The 26,405-nt window shown below is 37.3% G+C and carries 22 protein-coding genes; 20 read left to right on the top strand and 2 right to left on the bottom strand.

The genetic code is table 11. The annotated features are described in order from the left end of the window. Positions 1–82: 82 nt before the first annotated feature. The 15 genes from V7112_RS20020 to glnA all read left to right on the top strand — a co-directional run bounded on the left by V7112_RS20020 (position 83) and on the right by glnA (position 19,682). The gene (locus V7112_RS20020; protein ID WP_335423171.1) at positions 83–1,006 is read left to right on the top strand and encodes a dipeptidase; all 924 of its coding nucleotides are present in this window, start codon (positions 83–85) and stop codon (positions 1,004–1,006) included. A 311-nt stretch (positions 1,007–1,317) separates the two neighbouring features. Next, positions 1,318–3,054 carry a 2-oxoacid:acceptor oxidoreductase subunit alpha gene (locus tag V7112_RS20025; RefSeq protein WP_335423173.1) on the top strand — a complete coding sequence of 579 codons (1,737 nt, stop codon included), beginning with the start codon at positions 1,318–1,320 and terminating at the stop codon, positions 3,052–3,054. 1 nt (position 3,055) lies between these two features. After that, the gene (locus V7112_RS20030; RefSeq protein ID WP_335423176.1) at positions 3,056–3,922 is read left to right on the top strand and encodes a 2-oxoacid:ferredoxin oxidoreductase subunit beta; all 867 of its coding nucleotides are present in this window, start codon (positions 3,056–3,058) and stop codon (positions 3,920–3,922) included. A 244-nt stretch (positions 3,923–4,166) separates the two neighbouring features. Further along, positions 4,167–5,696 carry a tRNA (N6-isopentenyl adenosine(37)-C2)-methylthiotransferase MiaB gene (gene miaB / locus V7112_RS20035; RefSeq protein ID WP_335423177.1) on the top strand — a complete coding sequence of 510 codons (1,530 nt, stop codon included), beginning with the start codon at positions 4,167–4,169 and terminating at the stop codon, positions 5,694–5,696. Between the two features lies 1 nt (position 5,697). Further along, positions 5,698–6,129, top strand: coding sequence for a RicAFT regulatory complex protein RicA family protein (locus V7112_RS20040; protein ID WP_335423180.1), 432 nt, complete (start codon positions 5,698–5,700; stop codon positions 6,127–6,129). Between the two features lie 642 nt (positions 6,130–6,771). After that, on the top strand, positions 6,772–7,314 hold the full coding sequence (locus V7112_RS20045) for an outer spore coat protein CotE (protein WP_335423183.1): 543 nt from the start codon (positions 6,772–6,774) through the stop codon (positions 7,312–7,314). 121 nt (positions 7,315–7,435) lie between these two features. Then, positions 7,436–10,033, top strand: coding sequence for a DNA mismatch repair protein MutS (gene mutS, locus V7112_RS20050; RefSeq protein ID WP_335423185.1), 2,598 nt, complete (start codon positions 7,436–7,438; stop codon positions 10,031–10,033). Positions 10,034–10,235: 202 nt separating this feature from the next. Beyond that, positions 10,236–12,128 carry a DNA mismatch repair endonuclease MutL gene (mutL, locus tag V7112_RS20055; protein WP_335423186.1) on the top strand — a complete coding sequence of 631 codons (1,893 nt, stop codon included), beginning with the start codon at positions 10,236–10,238 and terminating at the stop codon, positions 12,126–12,128. A gap of 194 nt (positions 12,129–12,322) precedes the next feature. Continuing rightward, a complete protein-coding gene (miaA, locus tag V7112_RS20060) occupies positions 12,323–13,270 on the top strand; it encodes a tRNA (adenosine(37)-N6)-dimethylallyltransferase MiaA (RefSeq protein WP_335423187.1) in 948 nt (315 codons plus the stop codon). Positions 13,271–13,359: 89 nt separating this feature from the next. Next, on the top strand, positions 13,360–13,584 hold the full coding sequence (hfq, locus tag V7112_RS20065) for an RNA chaperone Hfq (RefSeq protein WP_057999880.1): 225 nt from the start codon (positions 13,360–13,362) through the stop codon (positions 13,582–13,584). A gap of 425 nt (positions 13,585–14,009) precedes the next feature. Beyond that, positions 14,010–14,936, top strand: coding sequence for a stage V sporulation protein K (gene spoVK / locus V7112_RS20070; RefSeq protein WP_335423219.1), 927 nt, complete (start codon positions 14,010–14,012; stop codon positions 14,934–14,936). 294 nt (positions 14,937–15,230) lie between these two features. Next, positions 15,231–16,493, top strand: coding sequence for a GTPase HflX (gene hflX, locus V7112_RS20075; RefSeq protein WP_335423188.1), 1,263 nt, complete (start codon positions 15,231–15,233; stop codon positions 16,491–16,493). A 15-nt stretch (positions 16,494–16,508) separates the two neighbouring features. After that, positions 16,509–17,789 carry an aminotransferase class I/II-fold pyridoxal phosphate-dependent enzyme gene (locus V7112_RS20080; RefSeq protein ID WP_335423189.1) on the top strand — a complete coding sequence of 427 codons (1,281 nt, stop codon included), beginning with the start codon at positions 16,509–16,511 and terminating at the stop codon, positions 17,787–17,789. A 107-nt stretch (positions 17,790–17,896) separates the two neighbouring features. Further along, positions 17,897–18,298, top strand: a complete 402-nt coding sequence (locus V7112_RS20085) for a MerR family transcriptional regulator (RefSeq protein WP_335423190.1) — start codon at positions 17,897–17,899, stop codon at positions 18,296–18,298. Positions 18,299–18,347: 49 nt separating this feature from the next. Continuing rightward, positions 18,348–19,682 (top strand): type I glutamate--ammonia ligase, encoded by a 1,335-nt coding sequence (gene glnA, locus V7112_RS20090; RefSeq protein ID WP_335423191.1) that lies wholly within the window; start codon positions 18,348–18,350, stop codon positions 19,680–19,682. Between the two features lie 79 nt (positions 19,683–19,761). Here the strand turns inward: glnA and lexA are convergent, their stop codons facing one another. Next, positions 19,762–20,388, bottom strand: coding sequence for a transcriptional repressor LexA (gene lexA, locus V7112_RS20095; protein ID WP_335423192.1), 627 nt, complete (start codon positions 20,386–20,388; stop codon positions 19,762–19,764). A gap of 405 nt (positions 20,389–20,793) precedes the next feature. Between lexA and V7112_RS20100 the strand changes: the two genes are divergently transcribed. The 4 genes from V7112_RS20100 to V7112_RS20115 all read left to right on the top strand — a co-directional run bounded on the left by V7112_RS20100 (position 20,794) and on the right by V7112_RS20115 (position 24,015). Next, a complete protein-coding gene (locus V7112_RS20100; RefSeq protein WP_335423193.1) occupies positions 20,794–21,024 on the top strand; it encodes a DUF896 domain-containing protein in 231 nt (76 codons plus the stop codon). An 87-nt stretch (positions 21,025–21,111) separates the two neighbouring features. After that, positions 21,112–23,115 carry a transketolase gene (gene tkt / locus V7112_RS20105; RefSeq protein ID WP_335423194.1) on the top strand — a complete coding sequence of 668 codons (2,004 nt, stop codon included), beginning with the start codon at positions 21,112–21,114 and terminating at the stop codon, positions 23,113–23,115. Between the two features lie 144 nt (positions 23,116–23,259). Next, on the top strand, positions 23,260–23,700 hold the full coding sequence (gene sirA, locus V7112_RS20110) for a sporulation inhibitor of replication protein SirA (RefSeq protein WP_335423195.1): 441 nt from the start codon (positions 23,260–23,262) through the stop codon (positions 23,698–23,700). A 90-nt stretch (positions 23,701–23,790) separates the two neighbouring features. After that, positions 23,791–24,015, top strand: a complete 225-nt coding sequence (locus tag V7112_RS20115; protein WP_335423220.1) for a YneF family protein — start codon at positions 23,791–23,793, stop codon at positions 24,013–24,015. A gap of 86 nt (positions 24,016–24,101) precedes the next feature. On the opposite strand, the gene V7112_RS20120 is transcribed toward V7112_RS20115, so the two are convergent. Further along, entirely contained in the window at positions 24,102–24,491 is a 390-nt protein-coding gene (locus tag V7112_RS20120) for a VOC family protein (protein ID WP_335423196.1), read from the bottom strand. 165 nt (positions 24,492–24,656) lie between these two features. Between V7112_RS20120 and V7112_RS20125 the strand changes: the two genes are divergently transcribed. Then, a complete protein-coding gene (locus tag V7112_RS20125; RefSeq protein ID WP_335423197.1) occupies positions 24,657–26,405 on the top strand; it encodes an ABC transporter transmembrane domain-containing protein in 1,749 nt (582 codons plus the stop codon).

The following is a 26,405-nucleotide window of genomic DNA, read 5'->3' on the forward strand; positions in this document are numbered from 1 at the left end:
CGTCTTTGTGACCCACTTTGTGTGCCTAAAAAAATCGGGCGGCAAATACGCCAAGGCTCATTTTATAAAGGAGTTGATTTTTATGAAAATATTTGATGCCCATTCAGATGTTCTATATAAAATTTGGGTGGATCCAACCATTGATTTTGCAGACTCACCAAAATTACATATAACCTACAATCAACTAAGAGCTTCAGGTAGCAAGGTGCAATGCTTTGCAATCTATATACCAGAAGAAGTAAGGCCAGAAAGCCGATTTGAAGTGGCGTTAGAGATGGTAGAAATTTTTTATCAAAAAGTAATTGCTCCTTCGCCATTATTAAAAGTGGTACGAACAAGAGAGGATATCTTAGCCTTAAAAGAAAATGAAATTGGTGCATTTTTAACGCTTGAGGGCTGTGATGCAATTGATCAAAGTATAGTTAAGCTTCAAACGTTAATAAGGCTTGGAGTGTCCTCAGTTGGTTTAACATGGAATTACGCCAATTTTGTTGCAGATGGTGTAGGAGAACCTCGAGGAGGGGGACTATCTAGCTTCGGGAAAGAGGTTGTGAAGGAGCACAATAATTCATTGATATGGACAGATGTATCCCATTTATCGATTAAAGGGTTTTGGGATGTCATGGAAATAGCGGATTACCCAATTGCTTCTCATTCAAATGCTATTGCCATTTGTAATCATCGACGCAATCTACAGGATGAACAAATTCGCGCACTTATTCAAAAAAACGGCATGATTGGAATCACGTTTGTCCCACAATTTTTAAGCAATAATGATTGTGCAACAATTGATGATGTATTAAAACATCTTGACTATATTTGTGCATTAGGCGGAGAAAACCACGTTGGATTTGGATCTGATTTTGATGGAATAACTGATACAACAACCGGGCTCGAAAGCTACTCAGGATTCGATAGTCTTGTTAATAATTTGCTTAAACAGTACTCAGACAGCCAGGTGAAAAAATTCCTATTTCACAATTTTGTAGAAAATTTACCAAGATAAAAACAACCGATTTTAATGGGAATAGATTAAAAGTAATTGAAAAATAAAAAAATATGCATTTTTCTCTATAATTTGCTTACTAAGGGTTGCTTTTTTTCGTTGATAGGTCTAGAATGAAAGCGTTTAGTACATATCCAACAGTATAAATTTGGACACCTTTTTGCACTTCATTTTTGGCGATTTTCTCCCATCTTTGTAGTTGGAAAAGTCCTTTCTTTACATAATAAAATTACTACAGCTCAGTTGGAAAGTGCTATACACTTAAAAACTAAAAAATCTTATATAGAACGTATTCCAAAGGGGTGTAAGTCATGATCAATCAACTTTCGTGGAAAGTTGGCGGACAGCAAGGAGAAGGAATCGAGAGTACGGGGGAAATCTTTTCCATAGCTCTAAATCGTTTAGGCTACTATTTATACGGTTATCGCCACTTTTCATCACGAATTAAAGGTGGACATACGAATAACAAAATTCGAGTAAGTACAACTCAAGTTCGTTCAATTTCTGACGATCTTGATATTTTAGTAGCTTTTGATCAGGAAACAATTGATTTTAATTTTCACGAGTTACGTGATGGGGGAGTTGTGTTGGCGGATGCTAAATTCGGACCAACCATTCCTGAAAACACCAATGTTCATTTGTATTCTGTTCCTTTTACTCAAATTGCAACTGAACTTGGAACGTCCCTTATGAAAAATATGGTTGCGATTGGTGCAACTAGCTCATTATTAGATCTTGATTTAAGTGTTTATCTAAATGTAGTAGAAGAAATCTTTGGTCGTAAAGGTCAGCAGGTTGTAGAGAAGAATATGGAAGCAATCAAGGCAGGCAGCAAATTCCTAGAAGATCAACTTAGCGAAGACATTAAAATGAAGCTAGAAAAAGCAGACGGAAAGCAACGCATGTTCATGATCGGTAATGACGCAATTGCTTTGGGTGCTTTAGCAGGTGGGGCAAGATTTATGCCTGCATATCCAATTACACCAGCTTCTGAAATCATGGAATACTTAATTAGCAAACTACCTGAATTTGGTGGAACAGTAATCCAAACGGAAGATGAGATTGCTGCATGTACAATGGCAATTGGCTCTAACTATGCGGGCGTTCGCGCATTTACTGCTTCCGCTGGACCAGGTTTATCCTTAATGATGGAATCAATCGGATTATCAGGTATTACTGAAACTCCGCTTGTTATTATTGATACACAGCGTGGAGGCCCAAGTACAGGTCTTCCAACAAAGCAAGAACAATCTGATTTAATGGCAATGATTTATGGTACACACGGAGAGATTCCTAAGATCGTGATGGCTCCAAGTACTGTTCAGGAAGCTTTCTATGACATAATCGAAGCTTTTAACCTAGCTGAAGAATATCAATGTCCAGTTATTTTTCTAACAGATTTACAGCTTTCATTAGGTAAGCAAACAGTTGAACCACTTGATTATTCTAAGATAGAACTCAGACGTGGGAATCTAATTCTTGACGATGAATTACCAGAGTTAGAGAATAAGGAATACTTTAAGCGCTATGAAGTGACAGAGAGCGGAGTATCTCCACGTGTAGTTCCAGGTGTTAAGAATGGGATCCACCATGTAACGGGTGTTGAACATAATGAACAAGGTAAGCCATCTGAGGTTGCAAGCAACCGTAAGGATCAAATGGAAAAGCGCCTTAGAAAAATTAAAAACATTCAATTTAAGACTCCAGTTCATAAAAATGTGAAACATGAAGACGCAGACCTTTTAGTTGTTGGATTCAACTCCACTCGCGGTGTGATTGAGGAAGCAATGACTCGCCTTGAGAATGATGGTATTAAGGTGAACCATGCACAGATTCGTTTAATTCATCCGTTCCCAACTGACGAAATTTTGCCGTTAGTTCAGTCAGCTAAAAAGGTATTAGTGGTTGAGAATAACGCTACAGGTCAGCTCGCAAACATTATGAAGATGAATGTAGGACATGCAGACAAGATTACTAATTTCTTAAAGTATGACGGTAATCCGTTCCTACCTCATGAAGTTCACACAAAATGTAAGGAGTTGTTCTAATATGGCAACGTTTAAAGACTTTCGTAATAATGTAAAACCTAACTGGTGTCCAGGATGTGGCGACTTCTCCGTCCAAGCAGCAATTCAACGTGCGGCTGCAAATGTTGGCCTTGAGCCGGAACAACTAGCTGTTATATCAGGGATTGGGTGTTCTGGACGTATTTCTGGATATATCAATGCCTACGGATTGCACGGTATTCATGGACGTTCATTACCAATTGCACAAGGGGTAAAAATGGCTAACCGTGATTTAACTGTTATTGCTTCTGGTGGTGACGGAGATGGATATGCAATTGGGATGAGCCATACTATCCATGCGATTCGTCGTAATATCGACATCACATACATTGTTATGGATAATCAAATTTATGGTTTAACAAAAGGTCAAACTTCACCAAGAAGTGAAATGGGCTTTAAAACAAAAAGTACCCCGAAAGGTTCAATCGAGTCTGCACTTTCCGTGATGGAAATGGCATTAACAGCTGGGGCAACTTTTGTTGCGCAAAGCTTCTCAACGGACCTTAAAGATTTAACGGCACTAATTGAAGCTGGAATCAAGCATAAAGGCTTCTCATTAATTAACGTATTTAGCCCATGTGTTACATACAACAAAGTGAACACATATGACTGGTTTAAAGAAAACCTAATAAAACTAGCAGACGTAGAAGGATATGATCCATCTGATCGTTCAGTAGCTATGCAGACATTAATGAAGCATAACAGTCTTGTGACAGGGCTTATCTATCAAAATACAGAAAAGCCTTCCTATCAAGAACTTGTTCATGGATATAATGAAACTCCACTCGTACATGCCGATTTGAACCTTGATGAAGAAAAGTTCGATAAGCTAGTTGCAGAATTTATGTAAAATGTGAACATAACCCTACTAAGGAATTTCTCTTAGTAGGGTGTTTTGTTATGCCTTTACTCACTGTTTCTCGAATGATAAAATAATCATGTATGTCTTGGCTCTTAAAAATGTACAAATTTCTACATTTTTAACGGTTTTATTGTTTTAAATCTTGTTAAACCTTATACTAGATAAATGTGTAGGTTCCTAGCGTTAAAGATTTTTTAACTGGTAGTTTTTTTAAAAAGGAAGGAGATACCACATGAACGAAAAACAACGTCTTGAAAGTACTCAAGTAAAACCTGCGGACAAAAAATCCGAAAAGGATTATAGTAAGTATTTTCAATCCGTTTATCAGCCACCTTCATTAAAAGATGCGAAGAAACGTGGTAAAGAACAAGTCAATTACTTAAAAGAATTTTCGATTCCTGAGGATATGAAGGATGCGGGAAAAGGAAAACGCTTTTTAATCCGTACGTACGGCTGCCAAATGAATGAGCATGATACGGAAGTAATGGCCGGTATTTTTATGGAAATGGGCTATGAGCCTACTGAAAATACCGAGGATGCTGACATCATTTTACTTAACACGTGTGCAATCCGGGAAAACGCAGAAAACAAAGTATTTGGTGAAATCGGCCATCTTAAACCATTAAAACTTGAAAAACCAAATCTTTTAATCGGTGTTTGTGGATGTATGTCCCAAGAAGAATCAGTTGTTAATAAAATTCTTGAAAAACATCATTTTATTGATATGATTTTTGGTACCCATAATATTCACCGCCTTCCTCACATTGTAAAAGAAGCAATGTTTAGTAAAGAGATGGTTGTTGAAGTATGGTCAAAGGAAGGAGACATTATTGAAAACCTTCCAAAAGTACGTAAAGGAAATATCAAGGGTTGGGTCAACATTATGTACGGCTGTGATAAATTCTGTACATATTGTATCGTGCCTTATACACGTGGTAAGGAACGTAGTCGTCGTCCGGAGGATATTATTGAAGAAGTACGTCATTTAGCAAGACAAGGTTACCAAGAGATTACCTTACTAGGTCAAAACGTAAACGCCTACGGTAAGGATTTTACTGATATTAAATATGGTTTAGGAGACTTGATGGATGAACTACGTAAGATTGATATCCCACGTATTCGTTTCACAACAAGTCATCCGCGTGATTTTGATGATTATTTGATAGAAGTACTTGCTAAAGGCGGAAACCTGATGGAGCACATCCACCTACCTGTACAATCTGGAAGCTCTCAAGTTTTAAAATTAATGTCTCGTAAATATACAAGAGAATCTTATTTAGAGTTAGTTCGCAAAATGAAGGAACAAATTCCGAATGCTTCCTTTACAACTGATATTATTGTTGGTTTCCCTAATGAAACGGATGAACAATTTGAAGAAACTCTTTCCTTATATAAAGAGGTAGAATTCGATTCTGCATATACCTTCATTTATTCACCACGTGAAGGAACACCAGCTGCAAAAATGGAAGACAATATATCAATGGAAGTGAAAAAAGAAAGACTTCAACGTCTAAATGCACTTGTAAATGAGATTTCTGCAAAGAAAAACCTTGCATATCAAGATCAAATTGTTGAAGTTCTTGTTGAAGGTGAAAGTAAAAACAATCCAGATGTTTTAGCTGGATATACAAGTAAGAATAAATTGGTCAACTTCAAAGGCCCCAAATCAGCATTTGGTAAAATTGTAAAAGTAAAAATTATACAAGCAAAAACTTGGTCATTAGATGGAGAAATGATCGAAGAAGCGGTAGAGGTGAAATAAAATGGCACAATACACAAAAGAACAAATCGTTGAGCGTGCAACAGAGCTTGCAAAGATGATTTCTGAAACGGAAGAAGTTGACTTCTTTAAACGGGCAGAAGCACAAATCAACCAGAACAAAAAAGTTCAAGAAATGATTGAAACAATTAAAAGCTTGCAAAAACAAGCCGTTAATTTCCAGCACTATGGTAAGTCTGAAGCATTAAAGCAAGTTGAAGAAAAAATTGATAATCTACAAGCAGAGCTTGATAGCATTCCAGTTGTGGAAGAATTCAAAAACTCACAAATTGAAGTAAATGATCTTCTTCAGCTTGTAGCACATACCATTTCAAACAATGTAACAAATGAAATTATTACATCTACCGGCGGAGATTTATTAGCAGGTGAAACAGGTTCAAAAGTAAATAACAATAGTGGCTGTGGTTGCCACTAAAGAGTAAAGGGGCTGTCTAAAAAAGTCCCTAAAAAAGTAAAGCAGCGAGAGAAAATCAAACAGTTTTTCTCTCGCTGCTTTTTTGTCGTACTATTCCCATTGAAGTAGTTAGTCGGATCCCAGCTACTTTCAGTAGATTGTGTGCCAATGCTACAATCCCGAACTCGACATGGACTTTTTCGAGACACCGCAGGAGCTTGCGACGAGGAGGCTCTCGGACCGCCTGCGGAAAGCGAGAACCTGCAGTGGAAATCAACGCTACGTTCTAATCGGAACATTAAATAAATAAGGAGGGGCAGCCCTCAAAAGTCATTTTTCAATGACTTTTCGGGCAGCCCTTTTTTTTGCTTGGTCACTCCGATTTTATATTTTTGCTTGTACAGCTTTTAAAAAAAGGTACATAAATGGGCGAACGCGCATACAATGAACTATACGGTAATCGTAAGGTTGAAGTATAAAAAGAAGGACATTGCGTTTTTTTAGTACTTACTTTGAATCGTTTATTAAACTTTTTTCATGTACTCACAAGAAAAAAAGCGAAGTGACTTGCAAAAAGTTTTGAAAAAGAAATCAGTCTTTAGCACACTAGTCAAATGTCCCGCATAGGATGAATTGAAGATTGATTGAGGAGGGTTTGTTCGAATGTCTGAATACAGAGAGATTATTACAAAAGCTGTTGTAGGTAAAGGACGTAAGTTTTCGCAGTCTACTTATACAATTTCTCCACCACACCACCCATCCAACATTTTAGGATGCTGGATCATTAACCACTGTTATGAAGCGGAGAAAAAAGGGAATACGGTAGAAGTAAGTGGCACATTCGATGTCAACGCGTGGTATTCTTTTGGTAACAATACAAAAACAGAGGTCGTTACCGAAACACTTTCATACAAAGATTGCATCAAACTCAAGTATAGAGATGAGAATTTCTTAGGTGATAGCTGTGACGTGATTGTTGAAGTGTTACAACAGCCAAATTGCTTAGAATGCACAATTTCTCCTAACGGAAACAAAATTCTTGTTGAGGTAGAAAGAGAGCTTCTTGCAGAAGTGATTGGCGAAACAAAGGTATGTGTCCATGTAAATCCAGATGGTTGCTATGACGATTTGAAGGATTGGGATGTAGACGACGAAGAATTTGAGGATTTAAATCCTGACTTCTTAGTTGGGGATTTAGAAGAATAATTGAAACTAGGAGGCACGACTTCCTAGTTTTTTTTCATTATATGGAAGACAAGTCTCCCCCATCATTTTTTTAACTTATGTTATAATATCATAAGAATCAAAGTTGTTGGGGGATTAATAAATGGCAGAATATACGCCGATGATAAAGCAATATTTAGCGATAAAGGCAGATTATCAAGATGCCTTTTTATTTTTTCGACTTGGAGATTTTTACGAAATGTTTTTTGAGGATGCGATTAGAGCATCCCAAGTATTGGAAATTACCTTGACTGCTAGAGGAGGAGGCCCGGAAGAAAAAATTCCAATGTGTGGGGTCCCTTATCATGCTGCTTCAGGTTATATTGAACAGTTAGTGAATCAAGGATATAAGGTCGCCATTTGTGAACAAACGGAAGATCCAAGACAAGCAAAAGGTGTCGTTAAACGTGAAGTTATCCAATTAATCACACCTGGAACAGTGATGGAGGGAAAAAACCTTTCAGATAAAGAGAATAATTTTTTAGCTTCCGTTACTAGCTTTTCAGATGGTTATTTGGGGTTCGCCCTAACCGACTTAACAACCGGAGAAAACCGGGTATCGTTATTGTCTTCGCATTTTGAAGATGTTATCGGCGAAATTTATGCAAATGGGGTTAAAGAGGTAGTTGTCCCATCTGATTTTGATGAAAAATATAAAAAAGAGATGATGGAACGTTGTCAGGTTACGATTTCGCATGAAGATAATACTGAGGTAGCAGATCATTTACAAGTGATTACAAATGGTCTTGAGGATGAAAAGTTAGTCCTTACCTTTGGAAGATTATTAAATTATTTAATGAAAACACAAAAACGATCACTTGATCATTTACAACAGGTTAAGGTTTATTATACAAATCAGTTTATGAAAATTGACCTCTATTCTAAGCGTAACCTAGAACTAACTGAAACCATTCGTAGCAAAGGAAAGAAAGGTTCTTTATTATGGCTTTTAGATCAAACCGTTACTGCAATGGGCGGGCGCCTGTTAAAGCAATGGATTGACAGACCTTTATTAAATAAAAATGAAATTGAAGCACGCTTAAACATGGTACAAACCTTTATTGATCACTATTTTGAACGGTTAGAATTAAGAGAATTATTAAAGGAAGTCTATGACCTGGAACGTCTTGCTGGAAGAGTCGCCTATGGAAATGTGAACGCAAGGGACTTGTTACAGCTAAAAAAATCACTCGAACAGGTTCCAGGAATTTACAATATTGTGACTCAGCTTAAGCATCCATATGCTGACAATCTCGGAAAGCAAATGGATCTTTGTGAATCACTAACAAGTCTTTTACAGCATTCGATTAAGGAATCACCTCCATTGACTATTAAGGAAGGAGATATTATTAAGGATGGTTTCAACGCCACTCTTGACCAATATCGTGATGCAAGTCGAAATGGAAAAACGTGGATTGCAGCATTGGAAAAGCAGGAACGTGAAAGGACTGGTATTAAGTCCTTAAAAATAGGATATAACCGTGTATTTGGCTATTATATCGAAGTAACGAAGGCAAACCTGCAGTTTTTGCCAGAAGGTATGTATGAAAGAAAACAAACCTTATCTAATGCGGAACGTTTTATTACCCCTGAGCTTAAAGAAAAAGAAACATTAATCCTTGAAGCAGAAGAAAAGATTGTCCAATTGGAGTATGATTTGTTCCTTGATATTCGTGAACAAGTGAAGGCGTATATACCAAGACTTCAAGCTTTAGCAAAAGTCATTAGTGAACTTGATGTACTGCAGTGCTTTGCTACGATTAGCGAGGAACGTCACTATTGTATGCCTCATTTTTCGAATGGTCAGCTTATAATTAAAGATGGACGTCATCCAGTTGTGGAAAAAGTAATGCAATCACAGGAATATGTTCCAAATGATTGTGTGATGGAACAGGGTCGTTCATTGCTACTTATCACAGGTCCAAACATGTCTGGTAAGAGTACGTACATGAGACAAATTGCCCTTACTTCGATATTGGCCCAAATTGGTTGCTTTGTTCCAGCAAGTGAGGCGGTCTTACCGATTTATGACCAAGTATTTACCCGAATTGGAGCAGCAGATGATCTAATTTCTGGTCAAAGTACGTTTATGGTTGAAATGCTTGAGGCGAAAAATGCGATTGTAAATGCAACATCTAAGAGTTTATTACTATTTGATGAAATTGGACGTGGCACATCCACTTATGATGGGATGGCTTTAGCCCAGGCAATTATTGAGTATATTCATCAAAATATCGGAGCCCATACTCTATTTTCCACGCATTATCATGAGTTGACAGATTTGGAAGTGGGGCTCGAAAATCTAGTGAATGTTCATGTAAGTGCAGTTGAGGAGAACGAAAATGTTGTTTTTCTTCATAAAATTAAAGAAGGTCCCGCAGATAAGAGTTATGGGATTCACGTCGCAAAGCTTGCGGAGCTTCCGGATAACCTAATTGAACGTGCTAAAGCAATATTGGCACAGCTTGAACAAGGTGAAAAGGAAGTCATGGCAACGAGGGAAGTTTCAATCGACCCTTCCAGTAATCAACAGCTTTCATTTTTTGAGGAAACAAAGGCTTCCTATCAAAAAGAAGAAAAACCAGTATCTTCAAAAGAAAAGGATGTATTGAAATCCCTTAAAGAGATGGACATTCTAGGTCTAACACCACTAGAAGCCATCAATAGATTATATGAAATTCAAAAACAATTAAAAGGATAAATTTATTCAGTAGAAGTGCCCTATTTATAAAAGTGTGAGATAAATGCAAAAGTGTATAAAATCCAGTCTGGGTTCAAAGCCCGGCTGAATAAATTTAAGCCTCCGGCGGATGCCACAGATTTTAAAAGGTAATTTTTCGAGCAGGCTCGAAAAAATCTGGGCGCAAATACGCCAAGGCGCATTTGATAAATGAGGTGAAGGCATGGGGAAAATCATCCAACTAGATGACCTTCTTTCAAATAAAATAGCAGCGGGGGAAGTGGTCGAGCGACCAGCCTCTGTAGTGAAGGAATTAGTCGAGAATGCCATTGACGCAAATAGTACAATTATTGAAATTGAAATTGAAGAGGCGGGCCTTTCCAAAATTCGAATTATCGACAATGGGGACGGCATGGATAGCGACGATTGCGTAAATGCTTTTCATCGTCATGCAACGAGTAAAATAAAGGACGAAAACGATCTGTTTCGAATCCGTACGTTAGGATTTAGAGGAGAGGCGCTTCCGAGTATTGCCTCCGTGTCAGAGCTTGAAATGAAGACTAGCACTGGGGACAATTCAGGCACACATATTTTAATTAAAGGCGGTCAGTTTGCTTGGAAAAAGGCAACAAGTAGTCGTAAGGGGACGGATATTTCCGTTTCAAATCTCTTTTTTAACACTCCAGCACGCTTGAAATATTTAAAAACGGTTCATACCGAATTAGGGAATATTATCGATACTGTCAATCGAATTGCCCTTGCTCATCCAGAAATTTCATTTCGTTTGCTTCATAATGGGAAACGCCTATTATATACAAGTGGTAATGGAGATGTAAGGCAAGTACTGGCTGCAATTTATGGCTTAGGAATTGCAAAGCAAATGGTGCCTATCCAGCTAGAATCCTTAGATTTTAAAGTTGAAGGTTTTGTATCCATGCCAGAGGTCACAAGGGCATCAAGAAACTATATCTCAACTATTATAAATGGTCGATACATTCGAAACTATCCATTGGTAAAAGCCATTCAACAAGGCTATCATACCCTTTTGCCGATTGGTAGATTTCCAATTGTTTTACTTGATATAAAGATGGATCCATTATTAGTGGATGTGAATGTCCACCCAGCAAAGCTTGAAGTTAGGATTAGTAAAGAAGCTGAACTAAACCAATTAATTGATGAAGGAATCAAGGATATTTTCAAGCATAAACAATTAATCCCTGATGCAGCATACCCAAAAAAGAAAGAAATACAAAAATCAGAACAACAAGAATTTATGTTTCAGCATTCCATAAAAAAGGAACCTCAGCAACAGCAACCATATATTCCTAGATTAATGGAGACTTTCAAAGAGTTTCCGAGGAATGAAGAAATAATTGAAACCCAAACACTGGTAACCCAACCATCATATGAGGAAAAATCATATGAAATGGAAAACGTAGTGATTGCAGAAAATAATGATGCAACTCGTGTTCCATTAGAAGAATATGAAGAAATTGATTTTACAAATACCGTAGAAGCCGTGACCCTTGGAGAACGGGTTCCAATCATGTACCCCATTGGACAAATGCATGGGACCTATATCCTTGCTCAAAATGAGAAGGGCTTATATATTATTGACCAGCATGCTGCCCAAGAGAGAATTAAATATGAGTATTTCAGAGAAAAAGTTGGCGAAAACATTTCAGATCTCCAGGAATTGCTTCTCCCAATTACCTTAGAGTATTCGACTGATGAGTGTATTAATATCAATGCTCACAAGCAGGACTTAGAAAAGGTCGGGATTTACCTTGAACCATTCGGTCATAACAGTTACATCGTTCGGTCACATCCGCAATGGTTTCCAAAGGGAGATGAAAAAGAAGTCATCGAGGAAATTATTGAACAAGTGCTAAATGATAAGAAAATAGATATTAAGAAATTGAGAGAGGCCGCAGCGATTATGATGAGCTGTAAGGCATCGATTAAAGCAAACCATCATTTACGGAACGATGAAATTTTTGCTTTACTTGAAACTCTTCGAAAAACAAGTGATCCATTTACATGTCCGCACGGTCGTCCAATCATCATACACCATTCGACCTATGAAATGGAGAAAATGTTCAAACGAGTTATGTAAGGATTTTAATAAAAACGATTGAAAACTCGCTAATTTGGCGGGTTTTTGCCGTATATGTCGAAAGTTGTATAAAAGTTAAAATAAGGTGAGAAAAAAATGTTATTTTATTAGCCAATTTGGTTATAATAATTTAGTATTCGTCTTATTATCTATGTTACGATAATAATATGAATTGAAGTAAAGGTAGTGATTGATTGAAAGAATCGAAAAAAGAGAAACTAGTCGTTCTAATTGGCCCAACCGCTGTTGGAAAGACGAAATTAAGTATAGAGCTTGCAAAGAAGCTCAATGCAGAAATTATTAGTGGTGATTCCATGCAAATTTATAAAGGGATGGATATCGGAACAGCTAAAGTTTCATTCGATGAAATGGAAGGTATTCCACATCATCTTATTGATATTAAGGAACCTCATGAAAGTTTTTCAGTGGCAGAGTTTCAAGCAGTTGTTAGAAATTTAATTTCTGACATACATAGTCGCGGTAAATTACCGATGATAGTTGGAGGGACTGGGCTTTATATTCAATCTGTCATTTATGATTATCAGTTTACCGATGATGCCTCAAATCCTGAGTACCGAAACAATCTTGAACAACAAGTTGCTGAACATGGTGTGGGTTCTCTTTATCAGGAGCTAAAAGAAATTGATCCTGAAAGTGCGGAACGAATTCACCCTAATAATGTAAGAAGAGTCATCCGTGCCTTGGAAATTTATAAGACAACTGGGAAAACGATGACGGAATATATGGAAGAGCAACAACAAGAGCTTATTTTTGATGTAGCCCTTGTTGGGTTAACTATGGAAAGAGAGAAATTGTATGAGCGAATTAACAAAAGAGTGGATCTGATGGTAGAATCAGGGCTGCTTGATGAAGTTTCAACGTTTTATTCTCAGGGTTTACGTGATTGTCAATCCATCCAGGCAATTGGCTATAAAGAACTTTACGGTTATTTAGATGGGTCCCTTTCATTAGAAGCAGCAATCAATCAGTTAAAGCAAAATACCCGTAGATATGCGAAACGTCAACTAACTTGGTTTCGAAATAAAATGGATGTAAAATGGTTTGATATGACAGCGAAGAATGAGTTTCAAGAAAAATTTAATGAAATTTATAAATATATAGCAGGAAAGCTAGGAATTTAAGAGAATAGATAATAATAGGATTATTCGTTTTGTCTAAAAAAGGGCAATGAAAGTGGCATTTTCGCCGAAGATCTAGAGGAGGACTGTTCATGAAACAAGCAATTAATATTCAAGACCAAATTTTAAACACACTGCGTAAGGATGGGACATTTGTAACTGTATTCTTATTAAATGGATACCAATTACGAGGATTAGTAAAAGGATTTGATAATTTTACAGTTTTATTAGAAACAGAAGGGAAGCAACAGCTTATTTATAAGCATGCAATCTCTACTTTTGCCCCGCAAAAAAATATTAAACTTGAGCTGGAATAGTTTAACGCAAAAACAACCTTACTTTTTAAAGTAGGGTTGTTTTTTTATCTTGTCTATTTTTTCATCAAGATTTGGATTTTACCTCATATACTTATTGTATATGAAATATTTTCTGGGAAAGCGCAATCTTTGACAAAAAGCAAGAATTTCTTGTAACAACTAAGAAAAATTTGTAGAAATATAAAGGAAAAACGTATTTTGCGTGTCTACCTCTAGCTTCAGGCGCCATCGGATCTATGGTCTAGCCAATCGCTTCGGAAGGTAAAGTGCAGCTTCTGTCAGCGCTCAACTTATTCTTGTCACCGATAGGCGGGTGCGCTTAGAGCTTTTGTTTTTTCCTTGGGCTTTTGTCACGAAATTAACCCGACAACGTATAATGTACACACATAGGAGAGAGGTGAGAGCTCTTGGATCAACCAATTACAATGAAAAACAATGGACAAATAAATGTTGTTTTAAATGGTGAAAAAAAGAAATTAAAGGTACTGCATTCTACGTCAAAAGAAGCTATTTCTGCGAAAATCCAAACGAAACATGCAGCTCTTAAAGAAATAGAGGAAGAAATGAGTGCTCTTGTTGGTATGGAAGAAATGAAGAAAATGGTAAAAGAAATATATGCTTGGATTTATATTAATAAAAAACGTGAGGAACAGGGGTTAAAGGTAGGAAAACAAGCATTGCACATGATGTTTAAAGGTAATCCTGGAACAGGAAAGACCACGGTTGCTCGCTTACTAGGAAAACTATTTCTTCAAATGAATGTTCTCTCAAAGGGCCACCTAATTGAAGCGGAAAGAGCTGACTTAGTCGGGGAATACATTGGTCATACCGCTCAAAAAACAAGAGATTTAATTAAAAAGGCAATTGGCGGTATCTTATTTGTTGATGAGGCTTATTCGCTAGCTAGAGGTGGAGAAAAGGATTTTGGAAAGGAAGCAATTGATACTTTAGTAAAGCATATGGAAGACAAGCAACACGAATTTGTCTTGATTTTAGCGGGGTATTCAAAAGAAATGGAACACTTTCTCTCGTTAAATCCAGGATTATATTCCCGTTTTCCACTAGTCGTTGATTTTCCAGATTATTCAGTTGATCAGTTAATGGAAATCTCGGCAAAAATGATGGAAGAACGTGAATATATCTTCAGTCCTGAGGCAGAGAGAAAATTGCGAGAGCATTTACATGATGTAAAAATGGATACGTCCCCTGGGAAATTTAGCAATGGTCGCTATGTACGGAATGTCATTGAAAAATCGATACGTACACAAGCAATGAGATTATTAATTGATGATAGTTACAGTAAACAGGAGCTTCAAACAATCAGAACACAGGATCTAATTTTTAAAGAATAAACCTGCCGCCTGCTTAATAGGCGGTTTATTTCATTTCTATGATAAATTTGATATGATAGCCTAAGGTAAAAGACCTTTTACTTTATTCAGTAGAAGCTCATACTTCTACTGAATAAAGTTAAGACCTCCGGTGGATGCCACGATTTTTCAATGGTAGTTTTTCGAGCGGTAAAATCAAAGACTAAAAACGCCACGTCCTGTGGCAACGTCTTTGTGACCCACCTCGTGCGGGCCTAAAAAAATCGGGCGCAAATACGCCAAGGCGCATTTGATTTTAGAAAGTAGGTAAACCGATTGGCAAACGAAAAGAAAGTATTAGAAAAAGCCATACTTGTAGGCTGTCAGATTCAAACCGAGGACGAAAGTAGGTTCCAATATTCCCTCGAGGAATTACAGTCATTGACTAAAACAGCAAATGGACAGGTTGTGATGACTGTTACGCAAAAGCGGGAACGTGTCCATTCAGCAACATATATAGGTAAAGGAAAAGTGGAGGAACTAGTTACTCTAGAAGAAGAATTAGAGCCAGATGTTATCATTTTTAATGATGAATTATCACCTAGTCAGGTAAGGAACCTCTCATCTAAGCTTGAAAGCAGGGTTATTGACAGAACCCAGCTTATTCTTGATATCTTTGCTTCTAGAGCTAATTCCAAAGAAGGTAAATTACAGGTAGAATTAGCGCAGCTTCAATACCTTCTTCCACGACTAACAGGTAAAGGGATAGAATTATCTAGGCTTGGTGGAGGAATTGGGACAAGGGGACCTGGTGAAACAAAACTAGAAACAGACAGACGCCATATTCATAAACGAATCGATGATATTAAAAATCAATTATCAGTCATTGTGCAGCACCGTGAGCGATATCGTGAACGAAGAAAGAAAAACAATACATATCAAATCGCATTGGTAGGTTATACAAATGCGGGAAAATCGACCTTATTTAATCGATTAACAGAGGCTGATTCATTTGAGGAAAATTTATTGTTTGCGACACTTGACCCAATGACTCGCAAAATGATACTCCCATGTGGACTAACTACACTTTTAACTGATACAGTCGGGTTTATTCAAGATTTGCCAACTTCACTAATCGCTGCATTTCGCTCTACGCTTGAGGAAGTAAAGGAAGCAGATTTAATTGTTCATGTGGTTGATTCGTCAAATCCAGATTATTTTAATCATGAAAAAACGGTGTTAAAGCTTTTGGATGAATTAGGAGTCGTGTCAATTCCGATATTAACGCTTTATAATAAAAAAGATAAAGTTCATCCTGACTTTGTTCCGTCATCAAAATCTAAATCCGTTTTGGTTAGTGCATTTGATAAAAATGATTTAGTGATGATTAAGACAAGGGTAGAGGATTCCATGACACAAGAGATGGAAGAATACAAGGTTTCACTACCTAGCTCGGAAGGTAGGATATTAGCACAATTAAAACAAGAAACGATTTTAAAAGAACTGTATTACAATGAGGATACTGAAAAATATGACTGCACAGGTTTTATTTTTCCAAGTCATTCTTTATTACGACAGCTTAGGGATTTTTATTCATAAAGAGGGGAAAATAACATGTTTACAGAATTAGATTATGGTAAACTAATTTCGAAATTAGTAGATGAAACAGAACAACAAATAAAAGAAGTACATTCAAAGATAGATAAAAATATCGATCATAATCAGTTTCGTGTACTCAAAAGCTTTCAAGACAATCGAGTGAGTGATTCTCATTTTATACCGTCGACAGGCTATGGTTATGACGATATGGGACGAGATACACTAGAAGCTGTTTACTCCGATATTTTCGGCGGTGAGGCGGCACTTGTCCGTCAACAAATTATTTCAGGGACACATGCAATCTCTATCGCACTTTTTGGAGTATTACGCCCAAATGATGAATTACTTTATATAACTGGGAAACCATATGATACATTGGAAGAAATTGTGGGTATTCGTGGTTCAGGAAATGGATCATTAAAGGAATTTCATATTGGCTATAATACTGTCGATTTAACAGCGGATGGAAAACCCGATTTTGCAGCAATTAAAAATGCGATTCATGAGAATACAAAAATGATCGGGATTCAACGTTCAAAAGGATATGCAACAAGACCATCCTTCACTATTGAAGAAATTAAAGAAATGATTGAATTTGTGAAGGAAATTAAACCGGATGTTGTTGTGTTTGTTGATAATTGCTATGGTGAATTTGTTGAGCTTCAGGAACCATGTCATGTTGGGGCCGATTTAATTGCTGGCTCACTTATTAAAAACCCGGGAGGCGGGCTTGCAAAAACAGGTGGTTATTTAGTTGGGAAAAAAGAACTCGTTGAAGCGTGCTCATACCGAATGACATCCCCTGGAATTGGAGCGGAGGCTGGTGCATCACTTTACACTCTTCAGGAAATGTATCAAGGATTGTTCCTTGCTCCACATATTGTAGGACAAGCTTTAAAAGGAGCAGTATTTACATCAGCGATTTTAGAGAAAATGGGTCTTAAGACAGAGCCGAGCTGGGATAGTGAACGAACAGATTTAATCCAATCTGTTCAATTTGACAACAAAGATATGATGGTTGCCTTTTGTCAGGCCATACAGTTCGCTTCACCAATCAACTCTCATGTAACTCCATATCCAAGCTATATGCCAGGGTATGAGGACGATGTGATCATGGCAGCAGGTACATTTATTCAAGGTGCGAGCATCGAACTGACTGCGGACGGACCAACGCGCCCACCATTTGTGGCGTACGTACAAGGTGGTCTTACCTATTCACATGTAAAAATTGCAATTTGTTTAGCCTTAAATCGTTTACTTTCAAAACAACTTATATCCATAAAAACAGAGGAATAATGCCTCTGTTTTTTTATTTATTTCCATGTGAGGTTATCTAACATGAACTTGACAGATAATCTAACATCATTTAAAATCAAATTATTCTTTGCAAAGGAGGATCCCATATGAGTGATGAAATTCGACGTTCTATGCCACTCTTTCCGATTGGAATTGTCATGCAATTAACTGAATTATCCGCCCGGCAAATCCGGTATTATGAGGAACATGGTTTGATTTCTCCTGCAAGGACCGAAACAAATCGTAGACTATATTCATTTAATGACGTTGATCGATTACTTGAGATTAAAAGCTTGATCGAGCAGAAAGTCAACCTAGCAGGAATTAAACAAATTTTCGCAGTTCAAAAACAGCAACCAATCGTTGAAGAAAAACTTATGGAGCCTGTGAAACATGAAATATCTAATTCTGAGCTAAGAAAATTGCTGAGGAATGAATTGCTTCAAGCAGGCAGGTTTAAGAAGCAATCAGGTCCTCATCATAGTGATATGTCGAGATTTTTTCATTAAGAATGAATAACAAACTATACTTACAACTAGGTTTGGGGAGGAAGACTTAATGTCCAAATATACGAAAGATGATATTTTTCGTTTAGCAAATGAAGAGAATGTGAAATTTATTCGTTTACAATTCACAGACATCCTTGGAACAATTAAAAATGTTGAAATTCCTGTAAGTCAATTAGAAAAAGCATTGAGTAATAAAATGATGTTTGATGGTTCTTCCATTGAGGGCTTTGTGCGTATCGAAGAATCCGATATGTACCTATTCCCTGACTTAAATACTTGGGTAGTATTCCCGTGGACTGCTGAAAAAGGGAAGGTTGCTCGTTTAATTTGTGACATTCATAATGCAGATGGTACCCCATTTGAGGGAGACCCTCGCAATAACTTAAAGAGAGTCCTAAAAGAAATGGAAGAGCTAGGATTTACAGACTTCAACCTTGGCCCTGAACCTGAATTTTTCTTATTTAAATTAGATCAAAACGGTGAACCCACACTTGAATTAAATGATAATGGGGGATACTTCGATTTAGCGCCAACAGACTTAGGTGAAAACTGCCGCCGTGATATCGTATTAGAGCTTGAGGAAATGGGCTTTGAAATTGAAGCTTCACACCATGAGGTAGCACCGGGTCAGCATGAAATTGATTTTAAATATGAAGATGCCCTTACAGCTTGTGATGAAATTCAAACATTTAAACTTGTAGTAAAAACAATTGCCCGCAAACATGGTTTACACGCAACATTCATGCCGAAGCCATTATTTGGAGTGGCCGGTTCTGGAATGCACTGTAACCTTTCATTATTTAAAGGTGGAGAAAACGCATTTTTTGATCCAAATGCCGACCTTCAATTAAGTGATAATGCAAAGCATTTCATAGCAGGTATTTTAAAACATGCGCCTAACTTTACAGCTGTTACAAATCCAACTGTAAACTCATATAAACGTTTAGTACCTGGTTATGAAGCACCTTGTTATGTTGCTTGGTCTGCTCAAAATAGAAGTCCACTTGTTCGTATCCCAGCTTCACGTGGTTTAAGCACACGTGTTGAAGTGCGTTCAGTCGACCCATCAGCAAATCCTTATATGGCAATGGCTGTATTACTGGCTGCAGGCTTAGATGGGATTAAGAACAAACTTACACCACCAGCACCTGTTGACAGAAATATCTATGTTATGAATAAAGAAGAGCGTAATGAAGCAGGAATTGCGGATTTACCACCAACATTGGCACTTGCATTAGAAAAATTAAAACAGGATGAAGTGTTAATCAAGGCATTAGGCGGACATCTGTTCGAACACTTTATCGAAGCAAAAGAGATTGAATGGGATATGTTTAGAACCCAGGTTCACCCTTGGGAACGCGAGCAATATATGACGATGTATTAAGAATGAGGCCCTTAACATTTGTTAGGGGTTTTTCTATATAAAAAAGGACCACTTCAATAAGAAATGGTCCTTTTGGTTGTTAATGAATGGTACGGTATACCCCGATAACTTTACCTAGAATGGATACGTTCTTTAAAATGATTGGTTCTAGCATTGAGTTTTCTGGTTGTAGACGAATATGATCTTTTTCTTTGAAGAAACGTTTTACAGTTGCTTCATCTTCTTCTGTCATAGCAACAACAATATCCCCGTTATTTGCTGTATGCTGTTGTCTAACAATAACATAGTCCCCATCAAGAATTCCTGCTTCAATCATACTGTCGCCCATAATTTCAAGCATAAAGATTTGGTCATCGTGCGCGGCAAACCGATCAGGTAGTGGAAAATACTCTTCAATATTTTCAACTGCTGTGATTGGTTGACCTGCAGTAACTTTACCAATGACAGGAACATTTACAACTTTTGCAGTTGGAATTGTTTCGTTTGAATCGGACTGTAAAATTTCAATTGCACGTGGCTTGGTCGGGTCTCTTCTGATTAAGCCTTTACTTTCAAGTCTGGACAAATGGCCATGGACTGTTGAGCTTGATGCTAGTCCAACAGCTTCCCCAATTTCTCTTACTGAAGGTGGGTAGCCCTTATCTTTTACTTCCTGTTTTATGTAATTCAATATGTCCTGCTGCCGTTTTGAAAGCTTTGTCGTCATCTACACTCATCCCCTTACTTTTAATTTTTTATATGTATCTAATTCTCATTCTTTTTCATGTTCGGTTATTTGTCTTTTTTGTTCGACAAATATCGAATTTGTTAAGTAGAGTATAGCATGTTTTGGTAGATTATACAAACATAAGTTCGAATTTTTGTTGACACAAAACATTTGTTCGGTATATAATAAAAACATCAAATGCGAACAAACATTCTGTAGGAGTGAAAATGACATGTTTAAAAAATTACAAGGTGGATTTATCTATTATGTATTATTTGTTTTACTAAGTATGGGAATGGTTTTTATCAGTGCCAGCTAGTGATGTAAAGTGAACTACTTGTAAAAAATCTTTTCATCTAGTACTATGAACTATGATTTAGAAAAGACGAAACAAGGAGAAATTTTATGCTTTCAAAAGATAAACTTAATCGGATCAATGTCCTTGCAAAAAAAGCAAAGTCAGTTGGCCTTACGGATAAAGAAAAAGAAGAACAACAAGAGCTTAGACAAGAGTATTTACGCGTTTTTAGAAGCTCAATGACAAATACCTTACACTCGGTAAAGGTTGTAGATCCTGAGGGTAATGATGTAACCCCTGAAAAATTAAAAGAGAGTAAACGCAAAAGATTACATTAACAAAGAATACATAGATTTCTATGTATTCTTTTTTTTTGTGCATACTAGATAAGAACCGACTATTATTTTGAAAGGATGTTTTGTTTTATGACACACTCAATAACTGACTTGTCGATAGCATCGATTCGAACACTTTCGATTGATGCAGTTGAAAAAGCAAATTCAGGACACCCGGGAATGCCGATGGGAGCAGCCCCAATGACATATGCCCTGTGGACTAGACATATGAAGCATAATCCTAAAAATCCAAAATGGTTTAACCGAGATCGCTTTGTTCTATCAGCGGGGCATGGATCTGCATTATTGTACAGTATGCTTCATTTATCAGGCTATGACTTGACGATAGATGACTTAAAGCAATTTCGCCAATGGGGAAGTAAAACTCCTGGACATCCAGAGTATGGACATACAGCTGGTGTCGATGCAACAACAGGTCCGCTCGGGCAAGGTATTGCAATGGCTGTTGGGATGGCGATGGCTGAGCGTCATTTAGCGGGTGTTTACAATAAAGACTCATTAGAAATTGTAAACCATTATACATATGCCATTTGTGGGGATGGTGACTTGATGGAGGGGATTTCTGGGGAAGCATCATCACTAGCAGGTCACTTAAGATTAGGGCGTTTAATTGTTTTATATGATTCAAATGATATTTCTCTAGATGGTGACCTTGACCAGGCACTCTCGGAATCAATTGAACAACGGTACAAGGCATATGGTTGGCAGTATCTTCGTGTAGAGGATGGAAATGATGTTGATGCAATCGATAAAGCAATTGATGAAGCTAAAGGAGATTTAACACGTCCTGCACTGATTGAGGTTCGAACAACAATTGGTTATGGTTCTCCAAATCGTGCTGGTAAATCAAAGGCCCATGGCGAACCATTAGGTGCTGATGAATTAAAACTAACAAAAGAAGCATACAATTGGACATTTGAAAATGATTTTCATGTTCCAAGTGAGGTCTATGCCCATTTTGAGGAAACTGTGAAAAAGGCCGGCGAAAAAAGTGAACAAGAATGGAACCAATTATTTAATGATTACAAAAATAGCAATTCAGAGCTTGGAAAGCAATTAGAAATGGCAATTGATTGTAGACTTCCAGATGGCTGGGAAAAAACGTTGCCAGTCTATGAAGTAGGAAAGAAGCTCGCAACAAGGGCATCGTCTGGTGAAGCATTAAATGCGATTGCAAAAAGTGTACCACAATTTTTTGGTGGTTCTGCTGATTTAGCGGGATCAAATAAAACGATGATCCAAGATGCAGCTGATTTTATGCCTAATGATTATAGTGGGCGCAATATTTGGTTTGGAGTTCGGGAATTTGCAATGGGAGCAGCCTTAAACGGTATGGCTCTACATGGTGGTCTTAAAGTATTTGGTGGAACATTCTTTGTGTTCTCAGATTATTTACGACCGGCGATAAGACTGGCTGCCTTAATGAAAATACCGGTCACATATGTGTTTACACATGACAGTATCGCGGTTGGAGAAGATGGACCAACCCATGAACCGGTTGAACAATTGCCAGCATTAAGAGCAATGCCAAATTTATCTGTGATTAGACCAGCTGATGGAAATGAAACCGCGGCTGCATGGAGAACTGCAATTGAGTCAAAAGATGTTCCTACAGCCCTTATTTTAACAAGACAGAACCTACCTACTTTAGAAGGAACAGATAAAAACGCATATGAGGGTGTACAAAAAGGTGCATATGTTGTATCACCTGCAAAATCAGGACAACCTGCAGCCCTCATTTTAGCAACAGGCTCTGAAGTAAGTCTTGCAGTGGAGGCACAAAAACAACTCGAAAACGAAAATATTGAGGTATCTGTAGTCAGTATGCCATCATGGGATCGTTTTGAGGCACAATCAAAAGAATATAAAGAATCCGTTATTCCTAAACATGTGAAAAAGCGATTAGCGATTGAAATGGCAACACCACTTGGATGGGAGCGATATACCGGGGATGAGGGAGATATCCTTGCTATTCACGGATTTGGCGCTTCTGCACCAGGTGAAATTGTAATGAAAGAATATGGATTCTCCGTTGAAAATGTCGTAAATCGAGTAAAGCAATTACTGCAATAACGTATAAAGGGGTCGAAATCGGCCCCTTATCTTTGTAAACACTGATTTCGACAAAACTAGACGATTCTTACTCCAGTTTCAGACAAAAAACACAGACTCTTTCGAATATACTATTCATTAACGATAGTATTGGGAGGAAAGAGTATGAGAGAGTATCATATTTATTTAATAGAAGAAGAATTTGCCACTCATTACTTTGGGCGTGAATCACTAATCTATCATCTGTTTTTAGAATATAGCCATTCCGTAAAAGAGCGGAAACAAGTTTTATATAAACAAATTGAGTTTATAACGAGGGCAATTCCAACATTGCGTATCCAGCAAAAAATTGAATCTAGCCTTAGCCATTATTCCTATTATGAACGTGAAAGTCATATACACACTCTAGAATGGAATGAATTTAATAGCTATGCAAAACTAACAATACATCCTAATTACATTCATTTGCAGTCAACTGGAAGCTACGAAGCTGAAACAGCCTTTTTTGAAATCCTACGTAAATATGACCGATGTTTTCTAGCGATGGATTTTTTGACAAATAAATATGGTTGGCTAAATCCAATTAAGGAAAGAAAGTTTGTATAAAGGCTATGAAAACATAAAACAAATATTGTATAATTGCTATTGGTTTAGTACACTGTAATGAGACAACATGAAGGAGGAAGTTTTTGTATGATGCAAATATGGTTAGCTATCGTCTTAATAGTGGTAGCTTTACTTGGTGGCGCTGCATTAGGATTCTTTATTGCGCGTAAATACATGATGAACTACTTAAAGAAAAATCCACCAATCAATGAGCAAATGCTAAAAGTAATGATGATGCAAATGGGTCAAAAGCCATCACAAAAGAAGATCAATCAAATGCTAAAAGCAATGAATGGTCAAATGGACAAGCAATAAAAGTTGAACAACATAGTTTCAACTTCCATAAAAAGCCACTTTTCTAGTGAGATCTCACTAAAAGAGTGGCTTTTTTGTATTCGCTCTTATAAATCCATTTGGTCCACATTTAATTCGATTAAATTTCCATCAGGGTCGGCACAGAAAATTTGCGCAAAACCGCTAACACTATCTGGTTTCTCTAGAACGGTTACATTATGCATTGAAAGCCAATTTAACGTGTCGTAATAGTTTTGAACTCTAAGTGCAAAATGACCTTCTCTACTGCTAATGCTTTTATCCTTCCGAATCGTTTGGGATTCAGGTAGGACGATTAAATGTAACTGCTGATTCCCAACCCCGTACCAAGCTCCAGCGAAATCAAAATTTGGTCGTTCAATTTCTTGTAAGCAGAGAATATTACTGTAAAAATCCTTCGCTTTTTCAAGATTCGTTACCGTTAAACTCACGTGATGGAGCTCTTTATATTTAATCATCCACATTCACCTCAACTTATAATCTAATTCAATTATAGTAAAAATTTTCGAAAAGCATAATGATTTTCACTTAATTCTTAAGAATAGCTTGGTTTCATCTTCCTACAATTTTAAAAATTTGGTAAACTAATATGGCACTTATTTCGTCATTCGGAGGATTATTGGATGAAAATCTTTAAGGATTTAATGTGGTTTTTTAAGCAGGAGAAAAAGTCATATATAACTGGTATTTTCTTATTGTTGATCGTTGCTTTATTGGAGCTTGTTCCGCCCAAAGTGATTGGTATGACAGTTGATTACATTGCACAAGGAACACTTACGAAAGAAATTTTATTTAAATGGTTAGCGATATTATTAGCAACTGCATGTACCGTTTATGTCGTTCGGTTCTTTTGGAGAATCATGATTTTTGGTTCTTCAGTAAAACTAGCAAGATTATTAAGGAATCGACTATATGAACATTTTACGAAAATGTCACAAGGCTTTTTCCAAAAAAGAAGGATTGGCGACTTGATGGCCCATTCAACGAATGATTTGCAGGCAATTCAGCAAACGGCTGGTGCAGGTGTACTGACATTAGTTGACTCACTTGCAACAGGCGGATTTGTATTATTGACAATGGCGTTTACAATAAACTGGAAGCTCACATTGATCTGTCTAATTCCTTTGCCGTTTATGGCACTATCAACGAATTATTATGGAACATTATTACATAGACATTTTCACAAGGCACAGGAAGCTTTCTCAAGTCTGAATGATAAGGTACAGGAAAGTGTGAGTGGAATTAAGGTCATTAAAACATTTGGTCAAGAGGAAGAGGATATAGAATCATTTCGAAAGCAGTCAGATGATGTTGTTCAAAAAAACCTTAAGGTTGCAAAGGTTGATGCTCTGTATGATCCAACGATTTCGTTAATAGTGGGAATTTCCTTCTTTCTTGCGATTGTGTTTGGTTCCAGATATGTACTTGCAGGTGAAATGACGCTTGGAGAATTGGTTACTTTTACAACGTATCTAGGATTGCTCATATGGCCACTACTTGCTTTTGGTTGGCTTTTTAACATTGTAGAGCGAGGAAGAGCATCCTATGACCGGGTATCAAGCCTTCTTGCTGAACCAATGGAAATAACAGATTGTGAGAATGCTAGTGAAATGATACCAACGGGTGATATCGAGTACTCCATTTCTCAATTTTCCTTTATTGGAGAGTCAAAACAAACTCTTTTAGGGATCCATTTTAACTTAAAACGTGGGCATACACTTGGAATAGTTGGAAAGACAGGTGCAGGTAAAACAACATTGTTAAAACTATTGATTCGTGAAATTGAGGGTTATGATGGTCAAATAATAATTGGTGAAAAAGAGATTAAAACATATACATTGGATGCGTTACGTAAGGGAATTGGCTATGTGCCGCAGGATCATTTTCTTTTTTCCGCAACAGTTGCGGATAACATTGCATTTGCCAAGCCAGATGCATCAATGAATGAAATTATGGAGGCAGCAAAGCTTGCCAATATTCATGATGATATTTTACAGTTTACAGATGGATATGAGACGGTCGTTGGTGAACGAGGAGTATCATTATCAGGGGGACAAAAGCAGAGAATTTCAATTGCTAGGGCATTGTTGATGAATCCAGAAATTTTGATTCTTGATGATTCTTTATCAGCTGTTGATGCTAAGACGGAAGAGGAAATTTTACGTGCCTTACGGGAAAACCGAGAAGGAAAAACAACGTTCATTACATCACATCGTTTAAGCGCTATTCAGCACGCAAATCAAATTATCGTATTAGAAGATGGTAGGATTGCTCAGCATGGTACACACGGTGAGCTTATGGAAGATGAGGGATGGTATCGTGATATGTATCATCGCCAGCAGCTTGAATCACTTGTTGAGCATGGAGGGTAA

The sequence above is a fragment of the Bacillus sp. JJ1566 genome (assembly GCF_036962685.1).
Lineage (GTDB): Bacteria > Bacillota > Bacilli > Bacillales > Bacillaceae_L > Ferdinandcohnia.